This window comes from Sphingobacterium sp. UBA865, assembly GCF_002295765.1.
Taxonomy (GTDB): domain Bacteria; phylum Bacteroidota; class Bacteroidia; order Sphingobacteriales; family Sphingobacteriaceae; genus Sphingobacterium; species Sphingobacterium multivorum.
Map to the genome: position 1 here is coordinate 121,532 of NZ_DBGB01000012.1, position 18,362 is coordinate 139,893.

General features: G+C 38.5%; 18 protein-coding genes. 6 read left to right on the plus strand and 12 right to left on the minus strand.

Translation table 11 applies throughout. From position 1 onward, the window contains the following. Nucleotides 1-10: 10 nt before the first annotated feature. Nucleotides 11-133, minus strand: coding sequence for a hypothetical protein (locus tag B2O97_RS05900; RefSeq protein WP_256604641.1), 123 nt, complete (start codon nucleotides 131-133; stop codon nucleotides 11-13). Between the two features lie 683 nt (nucleotides 134-816). On the opposite strand from B2O97_RS05900, the gene B2O97_RS05905 reads away from it, so the two are divergent. Next, nucleotides 817-1,548 carry a 3-keto-disaccharide hydrolase gene (locus B2O97_RS05905; RefSeq protein ID WP_070565677.1) on the plus strand — a complete coding sequence of 244 codons (732 nt, stop codon included), beginning with the start codon at nucleotides 817-819 and terminating at the stop codon, nucleotides 1,546-1,548. 91 nt (nucleotides 1,549-1,639) lie between these two features. Here the strand turns inward: B2O97_RS05905 and B2O97_RS05910 are convergent, their stop codons facing one another. The 4 genes from B2O97_RS05910 to B2O97_RS05925 all read right to left on the minus strand — a co-directional run bounded on the left by B2O97_RS05910 (nucleotide 1,640) and on the right by B2O97_RS05925 (nucleotide 3,758). After that, a complete protein-coding gene (locus B2O97_RS05910; RefSeq protein ID WP_070565447.1) occupies nucleotides 1,640-2,110 on the minus strand; it encodes a hypothetical protein in 471 nt (156 codons plus the stop codon). A gap of 165 nt (nucleotides 2,111-2,275) precedes the next feature. Then, nucleotides 2,276-2,593 (minus strand): DMT family transporter, encoded by a 318-nt coding sequence (locus B2O97_RS05915; protein WP_046674567.1) that lies wholly within the window; start codon nucleotides 2,591-2,593, stop codon nucleotides 2,276-2,278. Nucleotides 2,594-2,670: 77 nt separating this feature from the next. Further along, nucleotides 2,671-3,228, minus strand: coding sequence for a Crp/Fnr family transcriptional regulator (locus tag B2O97_RS05920; RefSeq protein ID WP_070565449.1), 558 nt, complete (start codon nucleotides 3,226-3,228; stop codon nucleotides 2,671-2,673). 17 nt (nucleotides 3,229-3,245) lie between these two features. Continuing rightward, complete coding sequence (locus B2O97_RS05925) at nucleotides 3,246-3,758, minus strand: DUF4269 domain-containing protein (protein ID WP_175441984.1); 513 nt, start codon at nucleotides 3,756-3,758, stop codon at nucleotides 3,246-3,248. 282 nt (nucleotides 3,759-4,040) lie between these two features. Between B2O97_RS05925 and B2O97_RS05930 the strand changes: the two genes are divergently transcribed. Together B2O97_RS05930 and B2O97_RS05935 are read left to right on the plus strand one after the other, a co-directional pair. After that, entirely contained in the window at nucleotides 4,041-7,307 is a 3,267-nt protein-coding gene (locus tag B2O97_RS05930; RefSeq protein WP_070565453.1) for a TonB-dependent receptor, read from the plus strand. Between the two features lie 63 nt (nucleotides 7,308-7,370). Beyond that, nucleotides 7,371-8,315, plus strand: a complete 945-nt coding sequence (locus B2O97_RS05935) for an MBL fold metallo-hydrolase (protein ID WP_070565455.1) — start codon at nucleotides 7,371-7,373, stop codon at nucleotides 8,313-8,315. Between the two features lie 42 nt (nucleotides 8,316-8,357). On the opposite strand, the gene B2O97_RS05940 is transcribed toward B2O97_RS05935, so the two are convergent. Further along, nucleotides 8,358-8,957, minus strand: a complete 600-nt coding sequence (locus B2O97_RS05940; protein ID WP_070565457.1) for a nitroreductase family protein — start codon at nucleotides 8,955-8,957, stop codon at nucleotides 8,358-8,360. 142 nt (nucleotides 8,958-9,099) lie between these two features. On the opposite strand from B2O97_RS05940, the gene B2O97_RS05945 reads away from it, so the two are divergent. Next, nucleotides 9,100-9,396, plus strand: coding sequence for a winged helix-turn-helix transcriptional regulator (locus B2O97_RS05945; protein WP_201303552.1), 297 nt, complete (start codon nucleotides 9,100-9,102; stop codon nucleotides 9,394-9,396). A gap of 208 nt (nucleotides 9,397-9,604) precedes the next feature. Here the strand turns inward: B2O97_RS05945 and B2O97_RS05950 are convergent, their stop codons facing one another. Both B2O97_RS05950 and B2O97_RS05955 read right to left on the minus strand, forming a co-directional pair. Next, complete coding sequence (locus B2O97_RS05950; protein WP_070565461.1) at nucleotides 9,605-10,513, minus strand: NAD(P)/FAD-dependent oxidoreductase; 909 nt, start codon at nucleotides 10,511-10,513, stop codon at nucleotides 9,605-9,607. A gap of 210 nt (nucleotides 10,514-10,723) precedes the next feature. Continuing rightward, nucleotides 10,724-11,134 carry a class I SAM-dependent methyltransferase gene (locus B2O97_RS05955; RefSeq protein WP_286767116.1) on the minus strand — a complete coding sequence of 137 codons (411 nt, stop codon included), beginning with the start codon at nucleotides 11,132-11,134 and terminating at the stop codon, nucleotides 10,724-10,726. 266 nt (nucleotides 11,135-11,400) lie between these two features. Here B2O97_RS05955 and B2O97_RS05960 point away from each other — a divergent pair, with 266 nt between their 5' ends. After that, complete coding sequence (locus B2O97_RS05960; protein ID WP_070565465.1) at nucleotides 11,401-12,063, plus strand: DUF1349 domain-containing protein; 663 nt, start codon at nucleotides 11,401-11,403, stop codon at nucleotides 12,061-12,063. 46 nt (nucleotides 12,064-12,109) lie between these two features. Here the strand turns inward: B2O97_RS05960 and B2O97_RS05965 are convergent, their stop codons facing one another. From B2O97_RS05965 to B2O97_RS05980, 4 genes are all read right to left on the minus strand, one after another. After that, nucleotides 12,110-12,889, minus strand: a complete 780-nt coding sequence (locus B2O97_RS05965; RefSeq protein ID WP_286767117.1) for a helix-turn-helix domain-containing protein — start codon at nucleotides 12,887-12,889, stop codon at nucleotides 12,110-12,112. A 29-nt stretch (nucleotides 12,890-12,918) separates the two neighbouring features. Further along, the gene (locus B2O97_RS05970; protein ID WP_070565467.1) at nucleotides 12,919-15,474 is read right to left on the minus strand and encodes a BamA/TamA family outer membrane protein; all 2,556 of its coding nucleotides are present in this window, start codon (nucleotides 15,472-15,474) and stop codon (nucleotides 12,919-12,921) included. Nucleotides 15,475-15,564: 90 nt separating this feature from the next. Continuing rightward, entirely contained in the window at nucleotides 15,565-15,789 is a 225-nt protein-coding gene (locus B2O97_RS05975; RefSeq protein WP_286767118.1) for a GNAT family N-acetyltransferase, read from the minus strand. Between the two features lie 250 nt (nucleotides 15,790-16,039). Beyond that, nucleotides 16,040-16,495 carry a DUF1572 family protein gene (locus B2O97_RS05980; protein WP_070565471.1) on the minus strand — a complete coding sequence of 152 codons (456 nt, stop codon included), beginning with the start codon at nucleotides 16,493-16,495 and terminating at the stop codon, nucleotides 16,040-16,042. 499 nt (nucleotides 16,496-16,994) lie between these two features. Here B2O97_RS05980 and B2O97_RS05985 point away from each other — a divergent pair, with 499 nt between their 5' ends. Beyond that, nucleotides 16,995-18,311, plus strand: coding sequence for an ATP-binding protein (locus tag B2O97_RS05985; RefSeq protein WP_254667697.1), 1,317 nt, complete (start codon nucleotides 16,995-16,997; stop codon nucleotides 18,309-18,311). The last annotated feature ends 51 nt before the right edge of the window (nucleotides 18,312-18,362 follow it).

An 18,362-nucleotide genomic window follows, 5' to 3' on the forward strand; every position in this document is an offset into this window, starting at 1 on the left:
GTATCAAAATCTACCCGATATAGAGTTGAAAAATCATTGCAATAATCAATACCACTACGATGACCTTCGCTATACGGTCGCCCGACACATTATGAGCGGAACCTCTGCCTTTATTTTCTTGCTTCTCTTTCATATTATTTATTTTATATTTTGCCGAAAAAGTCGACCATTTTATAGAATAACCAGAAGAAAAATAGTCCAGTTATGATGAGTATGATTGTTATTACCATTGTTAAACTTTATTAGTGACTTGCGATTTCATTTTTTAAACTTGAATTTAATGCTAGTAGCTTTGCCGATCGTCCCCCTCGGCGGACTCTTACCACATACTTTTCTTTTCCGTCCTGTTTTCATATTTACATTCATTTGTCCCCATAAGCCAAATCCTGTTCCACTGTACCGAAAAACATCATAAAACGCTATTAATCAGATGATATAAAAAAATAAGTAACAAAATAGAATTGGAGAATCCTATCATTTTGATAAGGTTATTTTATCAAAATGAGAATGACTATGCTGAAAATGTGATCAAATCATTATAATGTGTACCTTGTCATCTATGCTTGAAAGGTGACCAAAAAAGTATAGACGGCTTGAGCCGATTTATCTTTTAAAATGATGGGCCAGCACATTTTAAAAATTCATGAATGAATGGGAGAATATGTGAACCTCGGGATAAGTATTAGCAGAAGCACTATGTAACAAATTTGCAAAGGAATATGAAATTGTCTCCAAAAGTTCACATTAAAAATTATTTTAGGGAATACATATTGGTTGGGAAAACGTATTAAAAAGACACTTATAAAAATAAAAACAATGATAAACTTAAACCTTTTCAAAAAAATCACCTTATGGGTCTTTCTGGGCTGTATTTTACTCTCCTGTCAAAATGAAAAAAGCAGTCCCAATACATTGACAGAAGAAGAGCAACGTAATGGCTGGCAACTTTTATTTGATGGTAACACGCTCAACAATTGGCATACGTACAATAATAGCAAAAATGCGCCTACGGCCTGGATTGTAAAAAATGGAACAATTTACTGTGACCCAAACAGTGAAAGCCAAAAATACGACTTGGTATCGGACAAAGAGTATAAAAATTATGAGTTTAAGTTTGAATGGAAGCTGGAAAAAGAGGGAAATAGTGGCGTTTTTGTCAACGTACAGGAAAGACCCGATATTAATGCGACCTACCATTCTGGACCGGAGTACCAACTGTTGGCAGATTCCCATCCTGATTTTGATAAACCGCTAAAGCGTTCGGGCTGTCTTTATACATTTCTACCGCAACAAAACTTTGTCAACATTAAAACGCAAGATGATTGGAATGAATCCAGTATCGTTCAGAAAGATGGAAAAATTACATTCTTCCTAAATGGAAAAATCACCGCTGAAATGGATTTTAATTCAGCTAAATGGAAAGATTTAGTAAAGCATAGTAATTTCAAAGATTATCCGGAGTTTGGTAAGCATATCAATGGGAAATTAGCACTGCAGGATTGGTCGAGAGGCGTATCGTTTAGAAATCTAAAAATAAAGCTTTTATAAAAAAAGTCCTTCAGATATGCGAAGGACTTGGACGCTAAAACAAAAAATTGTTTTAGCGTCTCGATTATAAAAAATATCGCAAGAAGTATTACTACCGCCATTCAATTCTTGTATCTATCCAAAAACAATCCCTATTCCGCCGAAATAGATCTTCTGGTCTTTGGTGATTGTAGATGAGTTCTTCCAACGCATTAAAATTATAGCGAAACATATCTTCATCCTTTGACTGAATAGGGCGCAAAATTGAATCTTCATCATCGATAAAAATATCGGATTCGAAAATATTGATTTGATGCGTATTCACCCAAGCAATTGCCATTTCCTTACTCATTCGTTCCAATGCTTTGGTCGTTTCCTGATATTGTTTCATTTCCCAGGGAAGATCTTCCGGATAATGCGAAGCAATATAGTCTTGGTACGCTTTTATATCACCTTCACGGAGACATTCATTGCGAAGCAAAAGTCTTGTCGTGTCCCGAGCAAAGCTAACATACTCCGGCCGCATAAATAGGCCGTACCTTTTACTATACAATTCTATTTTTTCTGCTAGTTCTTGCCTCATAATTTGATTATCAAGCAAAAATCATCCCAACCTACTCTTTTATAAGGAGTTTTGATTAAAAAAGTGCGTTTCAAACGACTTTGAACATTCTAGTCAAGCAAATTGAGCTCACCTTTATAATTTATTTAAATCTTCCCTAACATAAATAGCATTTCCTGTGGCTTTTTAGAATATTTTTAAACCGATAATTCCAGCGACGATCAATGTTGCTGAAAGGAGCCTAAATATATTGGCAGAATCTCCGAAAAAAAAGATTCCAACAATCAATGTTCCCACAGCTCCCAAACCTGTCCATACGGCATAAGCTGTACCGATAGGAATTGCCTTTTGAGCGTAAAACAATAATCCTCCACTAATGCTCATAGAAACAATAGCCAATATGATCCAACCCAATTTATTTGAATCTGGCTGTTGAGCCATTTTTAATCCGAGCGGCCAGCCAATTTCAAAAATGCCAGCGATGATCAATGCAATCCAATTCATTTTCAATAGTTTAAATTTCTACAGCAAAGATAATCGCTAAATGAGGGGCATTTTTTGACTTATATCAAAATCGTACCTTATCGCCGGATCCGACTAAGTGTTTCTTGTGTAATCCCCAAATATGATGCAATATGACCGAGATTAATTCTATTTAACAAATTTGGCTGTAAGCGTATGAGCGATTGATATCGTTCTACTGCAGATTCGGTATGCAGCGACATAATCCGTTCTTCAAGAATAATACAAACCTCCTCGGCAATCTTCCGACCGATAAGATTTAGTTCAGGATAAATTCTGTACAATTCATTTAAATCGTCTACAGAAATAGCATAGATCTCGGAATCTTCAAGAAGCTGAATATTTTCAAAAGAGGGTTTTTCAGTATAAACGGGTAAAATCGATCCAAAAATCTGGTTTTCCTCACCAAACCAGCTGTTCATTTCACGTCCGTTTTTAAAAAAATAAGCTCGTAGTAATCCTGTACTTAAAACAAAATAGCTGGATAAATGCTGCCCTTCTCTCAAAAAATGCTCGCCCTTTTTCTTAAAGAAATAACGCGTTCTATTTTCTACCGCTTTCTCAATTGCTTCATTGAGATAGCCATATTTTTTGAACTGTTCAACTAGGGGATTCATTCTATTATAGATTAAAATCATTCATAGTTCATCGTGTTATCTGCTGGATTATACTTTAGAAGTTCTGTATATGCATCGCCTTCAATTCCCAATAGCTGACAAAATGCAGGCTCAGTTTTTATCCCACTCCTCTTGAGCTGTCTGACCTGTTCAGCGAATTCTCCACCCCTCAATTGAATAATTTCATGCTCTTTAAGCATATGTAAGTATCCACTCTGAATTTCAGTTGCTTTATCCGTTGCATAAATTTCAAAAAGCTGCTCTTCAATCGTGAAACGGCAGATGATTACACGATCGGCCGGCCGCTGTAACCGAAAATGTGCATGTTTCGAAAAATTAAGAGACAGCATTTCTTCAAGAGCATCAAAATCGTCGACACAAAGAATAATGTCTATATCACTCCCACCCACATCTAGCTGAATCGGTATCGTACCAACTACAATCGGATCATAAGCATCAAGAAGAGTAGTAATTTGATAGTCAGTCAATAACCGATAGGCTTTTTTCTGCACGTCGTTTCCAAACTTCAAATAATCTATGTTTTTAAAATTTATGGTCATAAGTAACGATAAAATCCAATCCGGTTAGATAGGTTTGAATATACTAAACAACAAAAGAAAAAACGTAAACATAATCAAAATTAAAAAATAGCCGCAAGCAAGATTGGACTGAATTATCAATAATAAAAAACGGTTTATACCTACGACAGTGGAAACCGTTAAATAATATTTACTTAACACAAAATCAATACTACTCTCCTACCTTTATCGCGGTTTAAAAATCACCTAGTCATTTAAACAGCTACAAAACAAATGAGAAAACATTTGATTACCAGCATTTTGCTAAGCACAATCGGTACCTCACTTACCTATGCGCAAAATGAAACCACCTCTGCTCTGAATGGAACCGTCAGAGAGGGAAATTCGCCAATCAATGGGGCGACAATTGAAGCCATACATTTACCTTCTGGGACAAAGTACGTTACTTCATCGCGAAGTGATGGACGCTATAATCTCCCCAATATGAGAATTGGTGGCCCTTATCAAATCACTGTAACTTATCTTGGGCATTCACCCAATATCAAGCAGATCGAGAAACTGGCTTTGGGACAAAGCTCAACATTAGATATTCAGATGCAGTCCGCATCGCAAGTATTGGATGAAGCTGTCGTTGTAGGTACGAGACAGGGCAAAGTCTTCAACTCCGGCCGAACAGGTGCGGCACAAAACATTTCCCGCACAGCGATTCAAAATCTACCCACACTCAATCGAAGCTTTACAGACTTTGTCAAACTGACCCCTCAATTTTCGATGCAGTACGGTAATCCTTCTTTTGCAGGAAGAAGCAACCTTGCCAATAACTTTACCATCGATGGCGCGCTATTTAACAACGCGTTTGGACTACAAGGAACCATCGGAAGCCAAACAAACTCGCAACCTATCAATATGGATGCCTTTGAGGAGATTTCAGTAAACATTGCTCCTTATGACGTAAGACAAAATGGTTTTACCGGTGCTGCAATCAATGCCGTAACAAGAAGTGGTACCAACGAAGTACAAGGTTCGTTAAATTATTATTTCAGAAATCAGAATTTAGTCAACAAATACAATTCGGCCGGACTAAGAGCACCAGTCAACAACTTCAGCTTAAAAGGCTATGGTTTTACCGTGGGGGGACCAATTATCAAAAACAAGCTATTCTTTTTTGCAAGCGGCGAGCTTGAGCGAAGAACAGACCCAGGAACAAATTTTATAGCTTCACGCGGAGGAAATACGGGGCCGAATGTTTCAACCGTATCTGCGGAGAAACTTGATGAGCTAGCCAACTACCTTAAATCGATCGGGTATAATCCTGGATCTTATCAAGATTATCCTTTGGATACACGCAGTGACAAATTTTCCGTTAAATTAGATTACAATATCGATCAAAAAAATACCTTAAGCGCTAAATATTTCTACTTTCGTTCCTATCGCGACATCTTACCGTCCAATAGTGGTGCGCCCAAAAATAATCGGCAACCGTCCAACCTTGGCCTACCTTTCAGCTCAGCAGGCTACGGTATAAACAACAACATGGACAATGTGAATTTAGAATTACGTACGCGTATCAGTAGCAAATATTCTAATTCATTGACCGTAGGATACAATGTCATGAACGACTATAGAGAGTCGAAAGGTGGCCAACCATTTCCTTTGGTAGACATCATGAACCCCGACGGTAGTAGCATGACAGCATTTGGTTACGAACCATTTACAGCATTTAATAGCTTAAAGACGAAGGTATTTCAAGCAACCAACAACTTTAATATTTATGCCGGAAAGCATGAGATTACCTTGGGAGCCAATTTTGAAAATTACAAAACCACCAATGGATTTGCACCGAACTATTATGGAGCCTATACATTTGCCAGTTTAGATGACTTCTACAACTCTGCAAAAAATAATGTTTCCAACGCAACCAAATACCAAATCCAATATTCTGTTTTACCTGATGGGTCATTTCCTTATGCAGAAATTTCAGCACGTATGTTTGGTCTATATGCACAGGATACCTATGCTGTAAATGATCATTTTAAATTGACTGCTGGATTGAGAGCCGATTTGACTAACATATCATCCCCCAATGAACTGAAAAATGATAATGTAACCAAGTTGAATTTTGATCAAGGTGAAAAGATCGATGTATCAAAATATCCAAAGAGTGCAATTCTTTGGTCGCCACGAATTGGATTTAATTGGAATGTCAATGGAACAAATCAAACGCAGGTACGTGGTGGATCGGGAATCTTTACGGGTCGTCCGCCATTAGTATGGATTTCTAATCAGGCCGGCAATAATGGTGTTATGTTTGGTTCTGAATCTATTAATAATCCTACAAACCGCCCATTTACACCTGATGTAGATGCTTATCGCAATGTGAACCACCAAACTGCAGCCAACAACTCGAGTTATAACTTGGCGGTAACGGATAATAACTTCAAATTTATGCAGCTTTGGAGAACGAACCTTGCCATTGACCAAAAATTACCAGGCGGTGTTATTGGTACTTTTGAAGCCATGTATTCAAAAGATATCAATTCGGTCTATTTCCGTAACGTCAATCTAAATACGACGGACGGTAAAGCTTTAGTTGGTGCCGATAACCGTATGCGTTACAATACTCCACGTATTTATGGTGCTGCTCAACCTACTCCCGAAAATCCGAATATTTCCGACGCCATTGTGATGTCCAATACATCAAAAGGTTATAGTTATACCTTGACAGGAACATTGTCGAAAGAGTTCAAAGGTGGATTTTTTGCAAATATTGGTTATACCTATACAGATTCAAGATCTGTGAACGATGGAGGATCTATTGCTCAATCCATGTGGCGTGATCGCTATGTGTCGGGTAATCCAAATAGCGCTGACCTATCTTATTCAACTTATTTGGTTAAAAATAGATTTATTGCCAACTTCTCTTACCGTAAAGAATACCTGGATCATTTAGGAACGACATTCTCCTTATTTTATCAACTGCAGGACGGGCCTCGCTACTCTTATACTTATGGCGGTGACCTGAACAATGATGGTTTGTCTGGTAATGACTTGATCTACATTCCAAATAGTAAAGCTGAAATTGCACTTGTTGGCGACAATGTGCAAGACACTCGGACAGCTGATCAATTATGGTCTCAATTGAACGGATACATTAATCAGGACAATTACCTGAACGCGCACAGAGGCCAATACGCGAAACGTAACGCATTGGTAGGAAAAATGATCGGAACACTGGATATCCGCATCGCGCAAGATGTATTTTTAAATACCAGCGGTAAGAAACATCAATTGCAGATTACTTTTGATGTATTTAATTTCGGTAATATGATCAACAAAAGCTGGGGAGTTGCCCAATTTGCCAACAAAGCGAACGGTATCTTAAATTACAAAGGATTGAATGCGCAGGGACAACCAACATTCTCATTCCCGTATTTAGATGCAACAAATCAGATTCCTTTAACCAACACTTTCTCGAACAGTGTGGATGAAACTTCACGCTGGAGAATTCAGCTGGGTGTACGTTACCGATTCAACCAATAAACAAAAAATAACGTAAATTTGAACCCATCCTATAACAACGGATGGGTTTTTAGTTTAATAATCATGAAAAAACTAGCGCTTTCCATTTTTACATTTCTTGTGACCATGACCTGTCAGGCACAGCATTTTGACCTTGTCCCGCTGGGAATATATGGTGGCGAACAAGAAGACAATCTTTCTGCTTATTTAGTAGGCACTCCAAGAGATACTGCCTTCCTTTGCCTCGACGCCGGAACCATAAATACGGGGATTAGAAAAGCTATTGTGTTGAAAAGTCTAAATGGATCGGTCGAAACAATTTTGCATAACCAAATAAAGGGATATTTCATTTCCCATGGACATCTCGATCATCTATCGGGTCTTATTATTAATTCTCCTGCCGATAGCAAAAAGAACATTTTCGCTATTGATCCGGTCCTTCAAATTCTACAAAATCACTATTTCATCACGGATACCTGGATCAATTTTGGGGATCAGGGCCAAAAACCCATACTAGGAAAGTATCATTACAACAGTTTACAGGAGGGGCTGGAAATGCAAGTACCAAATACAGCATTATCTTTGACGGCATATGAGCTGAGCCATGTAAATCCATATAAAAGTAGTGCAGCACTTGTCCGCCATGATAATCACTACCTCCTTTACCTCGGCGATACTGGCGCGGACCGGGTGGAAAAATCCGATCAGCTAGATAAGCTCTGGAATAAGATTACCCCTCTGATCAAAAATAAACAATTAAACAGCATATTGATTGAAGTCTCCTTCCCAAATAATCAGCCAGAAAATTTACTCTTCGGTCACCTAACCCCCAATTTGCTGCTAGAAGAACTCGTAAAGCTCAAAGAAAAAACGGGACTAAAAAACTTGGAAGGGCTAAGCATAGTAGTCACACACCGAAAACCAACTGGTAACAACCCTGAAATCATTAAAAACGAATTGCTCAACAATAATCCACTTAAAATAAATTATGTTTTCCCCGAACAGGGCAAAAAGATAAGTTTAAACTAATGTAAAAAAGATGAAACCACTATTGGTTTCATCTTTTTTTACCTAGAACTCTTCAATTATATCTGCAATTGTCAAACGTGATTTTGCGGTAATTGCAGGCTGATTTGCATCCTCCACATGTCGATAGCCAATAGCAACTGCAAACAGCGTCTGATAGCCATCGAGTTCCAGTATTTCATCGTAGACGGAATTTTCAATTCCTTCCATTGGGGTTGCGTCAATATGATTTGCAGCACAGGCTGCAAGGAAAAATCCCAAAGAAAGATACACCTGTTGCTTCATCCAGGATTGAACATGGAACTCCCCTTTCGACTGCAAAAATTGCTTATAGTAATTAATCGATCCCTCTGGAAGCGTGTTTGCGATCTGCTCTTCAAAGCGATCTACATCGGTAAGTGCGCTAAAGACAACCAGATGGCTTGCCTCATTTATCTTCTGTGCGTTCCAATAGGATGCGGCAGCGAGTTTTTGTTTCATCTCCCCAGAAGAGACAAAGAAGAATTTCCATGGCTGGCTATTGATGGAAGATGGACTCAATCGGATTATTTCCTTTAATTCAGCGATTTTCTCCTCCGGAATTAGCGCTTCTGAATTATACTTTTTCGTTGTGTAACGTTGCTTTGCAGTTTCTAAAAAAGCCATAACATACAAGATTAAATTAACTATATATTTTATAGTTGCAAACTTAAATATAGTATTATATATTTGCAATAACGGTCAAACTTGATAGTAACAGATGTATTTGATAGACAACAAACAATACCCATGCAGTACCAGCCTAACTATGAAATACATAGGCGGAAAATGGAAAGCAGTAATTTTGATTCATCTAATTGAAAAAAAACGTTATAATGAATTAAGAAAAGAATGTGCATTAATTACCGAGCGTACATTAAGCTTACAATTAAAGGAACTTGAGGCTGATGGTTTAGTAAAGCGTACAGTACATACCGAAAAAGCTCCTTTGAAAGTAGATTACGAACTTACACCATTCGGCAAGACGCTTATTCCGCTATTAGAATCTATTGCAGAATGGGGACGGGAAACGGCTAGTCGGACCGAACGTATTCAACAAATGTAGAGTAGGAACCGTCGACTTTTAAAACGATTATCCATCATAAAGGATCACTTCCTGGTGTCGGTTTATCTTATCGGCAGCTATTATTTCAGTAAAATTTGGACAAAAAAATTTAATAAAGACAGCATTTACGCATCAGGAAGTTTTTGTAAAAACTTCCTGATGAATTAACAATGTGTCACCACTGCCGGAAAACAGATCAATATGGCCACTAAAAAACCTCATCAACAAGTTCTTTATTAACCATTGCTCCAGCTAGGTTTCCTGCAGCAACCGCATTCGCTACAGAACGCATCATACTGGAATTATCTCCACAGGCAAAAACACCCGCGACTGTTGTTTTCTGGAAATTGTCTGTTTTTATATGTCCCTGATCGGTCAATTCGCAACCTAACATAGCAGGAATAAGCGAATGTTGCCTGAAAGGTATGGCAGCATAAACAGCATCAAAGGCAAGTTCACGACCGTCTTTTAATTGTACCTGTTGGACCCATCCATTCTTATGCTGGATTTTAGTTATTTCTTCTTCAATAATCGAAATACCATGTAACTTCAGTTTTGCTTTCTGCTTAACATCAAAACTAGCCTTACCCGAAGTCAATAGCGTTAAGTCGTTCGAGAGATTATTGACCAATCCCGCTACGTGAAGCGCACGCTCTCCATTGGCCATAATAGCAGTTTTTCCTTTTCGGAATTCATAACCGTGACAATATGGGCAATGGATAACCGAAATTCCCCAACAGGCTGAAAATCCTTGTATACTAGGCATAATATCTTCCACACCAGTCGCAAAAATGAGCTTTTTAGCCTGAAAGACGTCCCCATTTTCGGTGGTTATTTCATACCCTGTAGCTGTCATCATGCCGCTCACAGCAAGCCCTTTCTGGAACTTGACACTCGGGTAGTTCAGAACTTCCTCCCTCGCTTTTTTCGCTATACTAAGCGGCTTTTCACCATCATGCGTAATGAAATTATGAGAGTGCGGCGTCTGTCGATTACAAGGTAGCCCACTATCGATAATCAACACATTCCGCAAGGAACGTCCCAATGCCATCGCTGCAGAAAGCCCCGCATAACTTCCCCCAACGATAATTACCTCATAGCTTCTATCATCTTTCATAAATATATATATTTAAATATTAATCCTCTTCTGACAAATGATGAAGTAGAATGGAAAATTTTCCTCTACCTCCCTAATTTCCATTAATCCATAGGGATCGAATTCGGCATGAATGGAATCAATATCGTAAAAAAACATATGTACTCCATCAAACATTGCAAATCGATCAGTGCCTATGGCCTCCCCCTTTCCATAGATACTCGCTAGCTTTTATACGGTCGTAAAAATCATATAACCTCCTTCAGCTAATTGGTCAAAGCAATGCTGGATTAACGCATTACGTTCTTCAGCATCCAATAGATGAATAAGCCCGTAACAAAATATACCGTCATATATATCCTGATCAAAAGGCATTTCATTAACCGAACCATGATGGATTATCGTATTTGTCCCAAAGGATTTCCGGGCGAGTTCTATTGCCGTTTTCGAGATCTCAATGCCTGTAATTTTTATTCCATTTTCCAAAAAAGGGCGACCGTTGCGACCGTAGCCGAACCCAGGAATCAGTATATTTTTGATGTTGTGTTCCAAAAAAAAGCCTACTGCAAACGTTGTAGACTTTGCGGCTTCATCCCCCCACATTTCTTGCTTCTCTATAAAATTACGTTCCCAAAATTCCATACTGCTGTTGCTTATATTGTTTAAAATTGAAATCGATCTTGTTTGCTATACCGATTCGGTACTACAGTGGATTAAAAGTCAACTCAGCGAAGATAGTATTTTTCACTATTGCAACTATGTAGCAAAAACATTAAATGCAATTAAATTGCAAATAAATTACAATAGGATGAATTATTGAAATCATGGTTATTTATCAGTATTGAAAACCTGTGCTATGCTTAAATATCTTTGCTGATGAAAATGAATATCATCACAAAAACAAAAACATGAAAACTATAAAGACATTTTTAGCAGCTTCATTATTTCCATTGCTTACGACACAGGCCAGCGCACAAAAATTGGATAAGATGCTTTGGTTTAACGAACCAACAGAATGGAACATCAAAGACAATTCACTTTCGATGTTCGTTACGCCTAAAAGCGATTATTGGCGTATCTCTCATTATGGATTTACAGTAGACGACGCCCCCTTTTTCTATACGCTACGCGGGGGAGAGTTTGAAGTCAAGGCAAAGATCTCGGCGAACTACCAAACCCGCTTTGACCAAGCAGGTCTCATGCTGCGCATTGATCATGAAAACTATATAAAAGCAGGGATAGAATTTGTGGATGGAAAATACAATTTGAGTACGGTCGTTACGCATAAAACGAGTGATTGGAGCATTATTCCAATAGATAAGGAAATCCCTTTTATTTGGATCAAAGCAATACGTCGATTAGATGCTGTCGAATTTTTCTATTCTTTTGATGACAAGGAGTATATCATGATGAGGAATGCCTGGCTGCAGGATAATCACCCTGTTATGGTTGGTTTAATGGCAGCTTCACCAGACGGCAATGGCTTTCAGGCGAAATTTGACTATTTTACGATCAAACACCTTGCAGATCAACGTCGAAGCAAATGGCTGAAAGAGAATAATTCAAACTAAAAAATATCGACGCCCGTCTAAGACAGCCCCATAGACGGGCGTCATCTTAAGTCAGTATGTCCTGCTGCATCTTGTTAAACACACTCACTGCTTCATATGAATTTCGTACACGAAGCTTTTGGAGTATATTTTGCCGATGCCTGTTAACGGTATTAATGCTCAACCCTAGTTTTTCGGCAATTCGTTTACTAATCATCCCCTCCTTGATGCAGCTTAAAATTTCTTTCTCTCGTGTACTAATCGAAGTTTTCGCACCATAGCCATCTAAGTGATGGACTACGCCTGTTACCTGATTGAGGATATAATTTCGAAGATTGATTGAAGTTTCAGTTTCTGGTAGTAAGGTATAACAGCATAAAGCCAGCTGGGGGAATTCCGGTCCTGGGGTGTCCAAGTAAAAAATCTGATGGGACAGCTGGATGATTTGCCCCTCTCTCCCTTCGACCCGAAGTATACTGTTTGCTTGATAATTGAATCGCTCCGCCAGATCCTTTTTTTTGACCAAGTTGAGAAATTGAAGCTCCAAAGCATGCTTAATGGCCAAATCATCGGGGTAAACACGTTCGAGAAGAAAATCTTCCCAAATACCGTTTATTTCCAGCTTCTTGTCATATGAAGGAAGGTAAAGTCGTTCTGCAATTGTCCCCATATAGGTATAACTCCAGTTTGCCGTCAGGTCACTCAGTACGACTATACCGTTATGAATGTCGGCAAAAGTTTTTGCGTAACTCTTATAGTGTTTTAGCACAGATAAATCGATGTTGCTATTTCGTAATCTCCGCTCAGCAAAATTTCTATCTAATTTTTTTTTGATCTCCGATTTCATTTTATACTTAAAAGCTTCGTTTTAGGTCTTTAAAAAGAAAGTCCAATTCGGAGATAGGGCAAGGTTGCTTCTTTACTGAACCCTATTACTCCTTGAATAGTTAATAGATCTCCTGGCATAAAATAAATTCCGCCACCATATCCCATATGCCAGTCATTGGAATTTTCATGACTCATCCAGACCCTTCCTACATCATAGAAACCAATTGCCCCGACTGTTCCAGGAACGATATAAGAAGAGTAGCTAAATAATTTCAATCGCATGTCAAAATTATTATAAAGCGCTGTTTTCCCAGTAAATCGCCGAGAATTATACCCTCTTAAGCTCATTTCTCCTCCAATTTGTGCGTGCTGATAAAAGTAGGGATCTCCCCATACCGCATCAAATCCCACACGATTAGCAAAAGTAATATAGTTGTCGGCAACCGTTTTATAAAAACTCATGGAATGCTGTAATTTTGTATAGTTGCGGCCCTCCCCTCCGATTTCAGCATTCCACCCCAATCTAGTGTGAAAATGTACTCCCGATTTTGGATTACTGATATTATCGCGGGTATCGTAATCTATACCAGTGGTGACCCCAGTGAAAAAATTACTACCGTAGATAGGCTCCGAAGGATATTTTTCATGAAACTCTTCAAAGTATCGTCCAACATTATTTAATTCTTTACTATTATAATATTCGGAGGAGGATCCATAGAAAACCTTGAATTTGGGGGCTAGGTATCTTTCTAGAAAAATATCACCATTCACAAGATCAAATCGATTTCGGTAATAGGAAATGCGCTTTGAATCCGATTTATCAAAAATGGTATTATTTCCATACCCAAAGAAGTTGCTCAGGTTTTTGGGCCCAAGGGATGAAAGATGAATGTAAAGATCATGCCCTGCAATGAGTTCCTTATAATTACCTTTGTAATCAAACATAAATGATTCGCGACCGGTCAAATAACTGGCAAGAAACTGATGCCTATACGCATAAGGTTTTTTTCTGAATCCTTGATTTTCGATCATATACCCCAGTCCAAAAATAAGTCCGCGGTCAACGCCATAGTCCAAATTAAAAACAACTCCTTTACGATCATAGACAAAATTGTCATAGTCAAACGTATGGACAGCGCTGTCTTTGCTCAATTTCAGATGAATAGCATCATCAACCTGGATAGTACCCTGAACCTGGTCTTTACCATCATAAATATAAACTTTGCTGCCATTGGCAAATTTGTCTGTTGTACGGTACAAATCCTGACCATCACCACCAATAATCCGAAACTTTATGGGCGATTTGCCCGATCCATGGAAGTTATATTCATCAACGCCCGATATACCATATATGCGAACTTCTTTGGTCTGATCAGGTACAAAAGTACGTTTTAGCAATTTTCGCCCTTCGGTGCCATCCTTTTTCTTGTTATGGATATTGACAGTGACCGAACCATCACTATTGTAATCGACATCTACAAATTCAGATTTGGCGGACAATGGTAGTTCAACGACACGGGCTAGAAATCGGTAGTAGGTTAATCCACTTTCCATCAGTTCGTCCCTTCTTGAACGAATATTTGTTTCCAGTTCATTCGCGCTCATTTTCACAATGGTATCAGGCATCGTTAACATAGCCTGATGAATCAACGAATCCGTCAATGTTTTCTGAACAAATTGTATTTCGTCAATCCACTCGTCCACCGTAAGATGCGTGAGAAAAAAATGATCAAAAGTACTTGCATTAAAATTCCAATGGGGCACATTTCGGATATGTGGACTAAAGGGTTGCAAATGGGCCTTCAACCATTGATAGGAAAGTAATGTTGGAAATACCCCCGAAGTTTTATAATACACCTTATCCCTATCTCTAGGGACAGGCGTATAGATCTTTTTACCTTTTTCTTTTTCAGGGTCCCAACGCCAGTTGTCTTGATGGCGATCCCAGTCGCCCAACGTAAAATCTAACAATCGTGCACGTAGTGTGAGCTTCTGATCAATTTGTGTATCATTGTCTTCCAACACTTTACGCATGACTTTTGCGCTATTATCCGTTTTTTGATCCTCAAAAGGGGTACGCGCCTCAAACATATAGGCCCTATTTTTAAATACCTCACGATACTCGCCGAACCTAGGGTCATCTCCTACAAAAACCAGTTCTGGCGAAGCTGAAGGAATACCTAAGGCTTTATTAAATGGCGGAACGGTCAATGCACCAAATGGATGATGTATCGAAATCTGATCTTGTACTATATCTTTTGCAAATGTCTTTCGAAGGCTTTCCGGTAGGCTACGTTCAGGGTATTTCTGAATAGACCTAAGAACCCACTCCCTACCCATAGAATCTACCAGTCGAAGTGACTGTGTCTGCATGCCACCACCCAACTTAACAATCTGAAGCCCGCCCCGCTCTGTAGCGAGATCCATCACACGCATCTTAACAGGAGTATTATATAATTTACGGTAACTATCTCCAAGCCAAAATCGATGCAGTAACCCCACTCGGTCATACTCAGGTGCGATCACCGTGGTAATACTGTCCATACGCTGCGCATGCGAATTAAAAACACAGCAACAGGCAATTAATGTAAAGATTCTTCTCATTTTATCTAAGTCGGGTCTTCGAGAAATCAACAGTCGATACAGGTAGAATGTTTGATGGTCTCGATATCTAATTGGGCTAAAGTTCACCTTTTAAAGCAAAGAATCAAAAACTTTCTGCTCCTTTTTTAGTATAAAACCACTATTTTGATAAAACTTATAGCTTTCGGTCCGAATGATATTGCATCTTACACGCAAACGGTAGCAATCGACAGACCTAGACCAATCGGATGCCGCATGCAATAATAATCGGCCTAACCCTCGATATTCTTCATCGACAACCAAGCCAATGATTTCTACATAAACACCAGTCTCCATACTGATGACCTGATGAAGTTGAATTCAGCCAACTGTTTTATTATCAATAATCCCCACAAATACAGCATACTCCTGCTACCGCAACAGATCCTCCAAAATAGTTTTCGTTCCTTCAATATCGGCTGGATAACCCAGCAGTTCGGTCAAGGTTGCGAGCTCCGGAGCATCAGATAATACCGCTTTTCTTATGTCCATACTATAAATTTGTTTCCTATGTTTTAGAACAAGAATAGGTTTACCAATACATTAACTATACCTCAGGTTGATCCAGTAGTCGCCGGTGATAGTTTATTTGGCCAAGGTGATAAGTTAGATGGGTGGTCAGATGAACAAGCAAATACTGCGTTGTTGTTTTTTCCTCAAACACGAGTATGGGATATATCTCAAAAAGGTTCTCCTCCGACAACAGATCCAGAGAACGTGTAACCACATCAATCGTATCATCTATCTGATCTAATAATCGTGTTCGAGGAATGTCTTTTAACGAAAACTCAGCCGCTCGATCTCTGATATACCCCGTCTTGCCTATTTCAGCACCAATATATGTTTGAAGATTTCCGATCAGGTGTAAACATAAGTTGCCAGCTGAATTGGAAATATCACGTTCAATAAGCCATATATTTCCTTCCTGTTTGTACAAAGAAATTTCATCACGCAGCCTGTTTAAGTCCCGTCGGAAAAGGTTTTTTAAAGTTTCTATAAGCATAGACTAAATTTAGATATATTTCTACTCAAAAAAGCAATTTCTATATCAACACATCAGCTTTAGCGTTAAATAGCCATATTGATACGAATCAGAAATATACATCTCCGCATGATATTATGTAATTTTAAACAACTTAAAGAGCTATAACCATGAAGATAGTTTCAAATTTCCCAAAAAAAACCTGGGTAATTTTTAGTGTAATAACAGTCACGACTACCATTCTCTTCGCCAAATGCGATAGCATATCCGATGGAAATGACAGATTGGGTTTTCCATTTCCTTTTTATGAATATATGGGTGGCAAGCGCTCAGTGGAACCTGAGAATCGAAGTAGTTTCAATTCTATTTATTTTCTTTTCGATCTTATTATCTGTTTTGGACTTGCTTATTTTTTCACATTTCTAATCCAGAGATCTAAAAAATAGCGTACATTGAAATGGAATTAATCGACCAAATTATTTCCATCTGTTTTATACAAGTTTTAAGCTAAACCGTCTTTATGATGAAGAAAAGCACAAAAATAACGAACCAAAGTATCGAATCAGCAGGACTTCCCAAAGACCCTAAACATGCCATTGCTGAATATTTCTGGAATGGATTTGATGCAAAAGCCACACAGATTGAACTCTCTATAGACAGTAATGAATTAGGCTACATTAATCGTGTAAGCATACAGGACAATGGCGAAGGCATACCCCTAGAGACACTTTCTTCCTCATTTGGAAACTTTTTGGATTCTATAAAAAAAAATAGTCTCAAACGGAGCTCCTATACCAGAGGAAAAAAGGGAAAGGGTCGATTTTCTTTCTCGCTTTTTGCAACACGTGCGATTTGGGATACCGTTTTTCAGGAGAATGAATATTTCTCAAGCTACCGAATTCAAATTGATCGCGAAAGTAAAGAGCAATACGATATCAGTGAAAGCAGGCTGGTAGAATCTAAAAATACGGGAACGCAAGTTACTCTTGAAGGCGTTTTTGGACTTAATGCTACATTTTTTGAAAGCGACGACTTTAACAATTTCCTCGCACAAGAGTTTGGCTGGTTTCTCTACTTGAATAAGGATAGGAATTACGCCATACGCGTCAATGGGAAGCTATTAGCTTATGACCATTTAATCGAAGAGACAGACCAGCTTTCTTGGACAGGCTATAGCCCTGATCGTGATACTTCTTATCATTTTACCATCAATTACATTCGCTGGAACCAACAAATTGGTGATCGATATTATTATTATTTTCTGAATAGCGATAAAAAGGAAATTGCCAAAGTACTTAGCAGTTTCAACAATAACGCGATCAATTTCCACCACTCCGTCTATGTTGAATCTACCTTCTTTGATCATTTTGAACAACAAGATATCCTCCTATCTACAGAAGATAATCTTTTCTCGGGGAAGGCCAAACAAGTTATTTATCGGAATTTACATGCTGAGTTACGTGATTTACTGGATAGAAAGCAAAAAAAATATGTACTAGAGCACGCTGTCGCGGTAAAATTAACAGATCTAGAAAGAAAAGGCCTATTGCCCGAATATAGCAGCTCGGAACAAGATAAAAAAAGAAAAAACCTATTGTTAGCATTAATACAGGAACTATTTATTGTAGATCCACGCATTTTCTTCGGCATTAAAACAGACCTTATCCGCACCTATCTCGGTTTCATCGACTTGTTATTGCAGTCGGAAAAAAGCACGGAAATCCTCCCTATCATCGAACAGGCACTTCCTCTAACTGACAAAGAAAAGAATCGCATAAAACAGCTTATAACCCGCGCTGTGAACGATGAAAACACTTCTTCCGAGCAGAAAAAATAATACATTTTTATTTAATGACTTTTAGATGTCAATAAATAAAATTAAAAGTAT

Coding starts and splice junctions, on each gene's coding strand:
- B2O97_RS05945 (WP_201303552.1), top strand. CDS start 9,100: ATGAAATACATAGGCGGAAAATGGAAAGCAGTAATTTTGATTCATCTA.
- B2O97_RS05915 (WP_046674567.1), bottom strand. CDS start 2,593: ATGAATTGGATTGCATTGATCATCGCTGGCATTTTTGAAATTGGCTGG.
- B2O97_RS05965 (WP_286767117.1), bottom strand. CDS start 12,889: ATGAAATCGGAGATCAAAAAAAAATTAGATAGAAATTTTGCTGAGCGG.
- B2O97_RS05960 (WP_070565465.1), top strand. CDS start 11,401: ATGAAAACTATAAAGACATTTTTAGCAGCTTCATTATTTCCATTGCTT.
- B2O97_RS05975 (WP_286767118.1), bottom strand. CDS start 15,789: ATGGAGACTGGTGTTTATGTAGAAATCATTGGCTTGGTTGTCGATGAA.
- B2O97_RS05980 (WP_070565471.1), bottom strand. CDS start 16,495: ATGCTTATAGAAACTTTAAAAAACCTTTTCCGACGGGACTTAAACAGG.
- B2O97_RS05955 (WP_286767116.1), bottom strand. CDS start 11,134: ATGGAATTTTGGGAACGTAATTTTATAGAGAAGCAAGAAATGTGGGGG.
- B2O97_RS05985 (WP_254667697.1), top strand. CDS start 16,995: ATGATGAAGAAAAGCACAAAAATAACGAACCAAAGTATCGAATCAGCA.
- B2O97_RS05940 (WP_070565457.1), bottom strand. CDS start 8,957: ATGGCTTTTTTAGAAACTGCAAAGCAACGTTACACAACGAAAAAGTAT.
- B2O97_RS05970 (WP_070565467.1), bottom strand. CDS start 15,474: ATGAGAAGAATCTTTACATTAATTGCCTGTTGCTGTGTTTTTAATTCG.
- B2O97_RS05935 (WP_070565455.1), top strand. CDS start 7,371: ATGAAAAAACTAGCGCTTTCCATTTTTACATTTCTTGTGACCATGACC.
- B2O97_RS05950 (WP_070565461.1), bottom strand. CDS start 10,513: ATGAAAGATGATAGAAGCTATGAGGTAATTATCGTTGGGGGAAGTTAT.
- B2O97_RS05905 (WP_070565677.1), top strand. CDS start 817: ATGATAAACTTAAACCTTTTCAAAAAAATCACCTTATGGGTCTTTCTG.
- B2O97_RS05920 (WP_070565449.1), bottom strand. CDS start 3,228: ATGAATCCCCTAGTTGAACAGTTCAAAAAATATGGCTATCTCAATGAA.
- B2O97_RS05910 (WP_070565447.1), bottom strand. CDS start 2,110: ATGAGGCAAGAACTAGCAGAAAAAATAGAATTGTATAGTAAAAGGTAC.
- B2O97_RS05900 (WP_256604641.1), bottom strand. CDS start 133: ATGAAAGAGAAGCAAGAAAATAAAGGCAGAGGTTCCGCTCATAATGTG.
- B2O97_RS05930 (WP_070565453.1), top strand. CDS start 4,041: ATGAGAAAACATTTGATTACCAGCATTTTGCTAAGCACAATCGGTACC.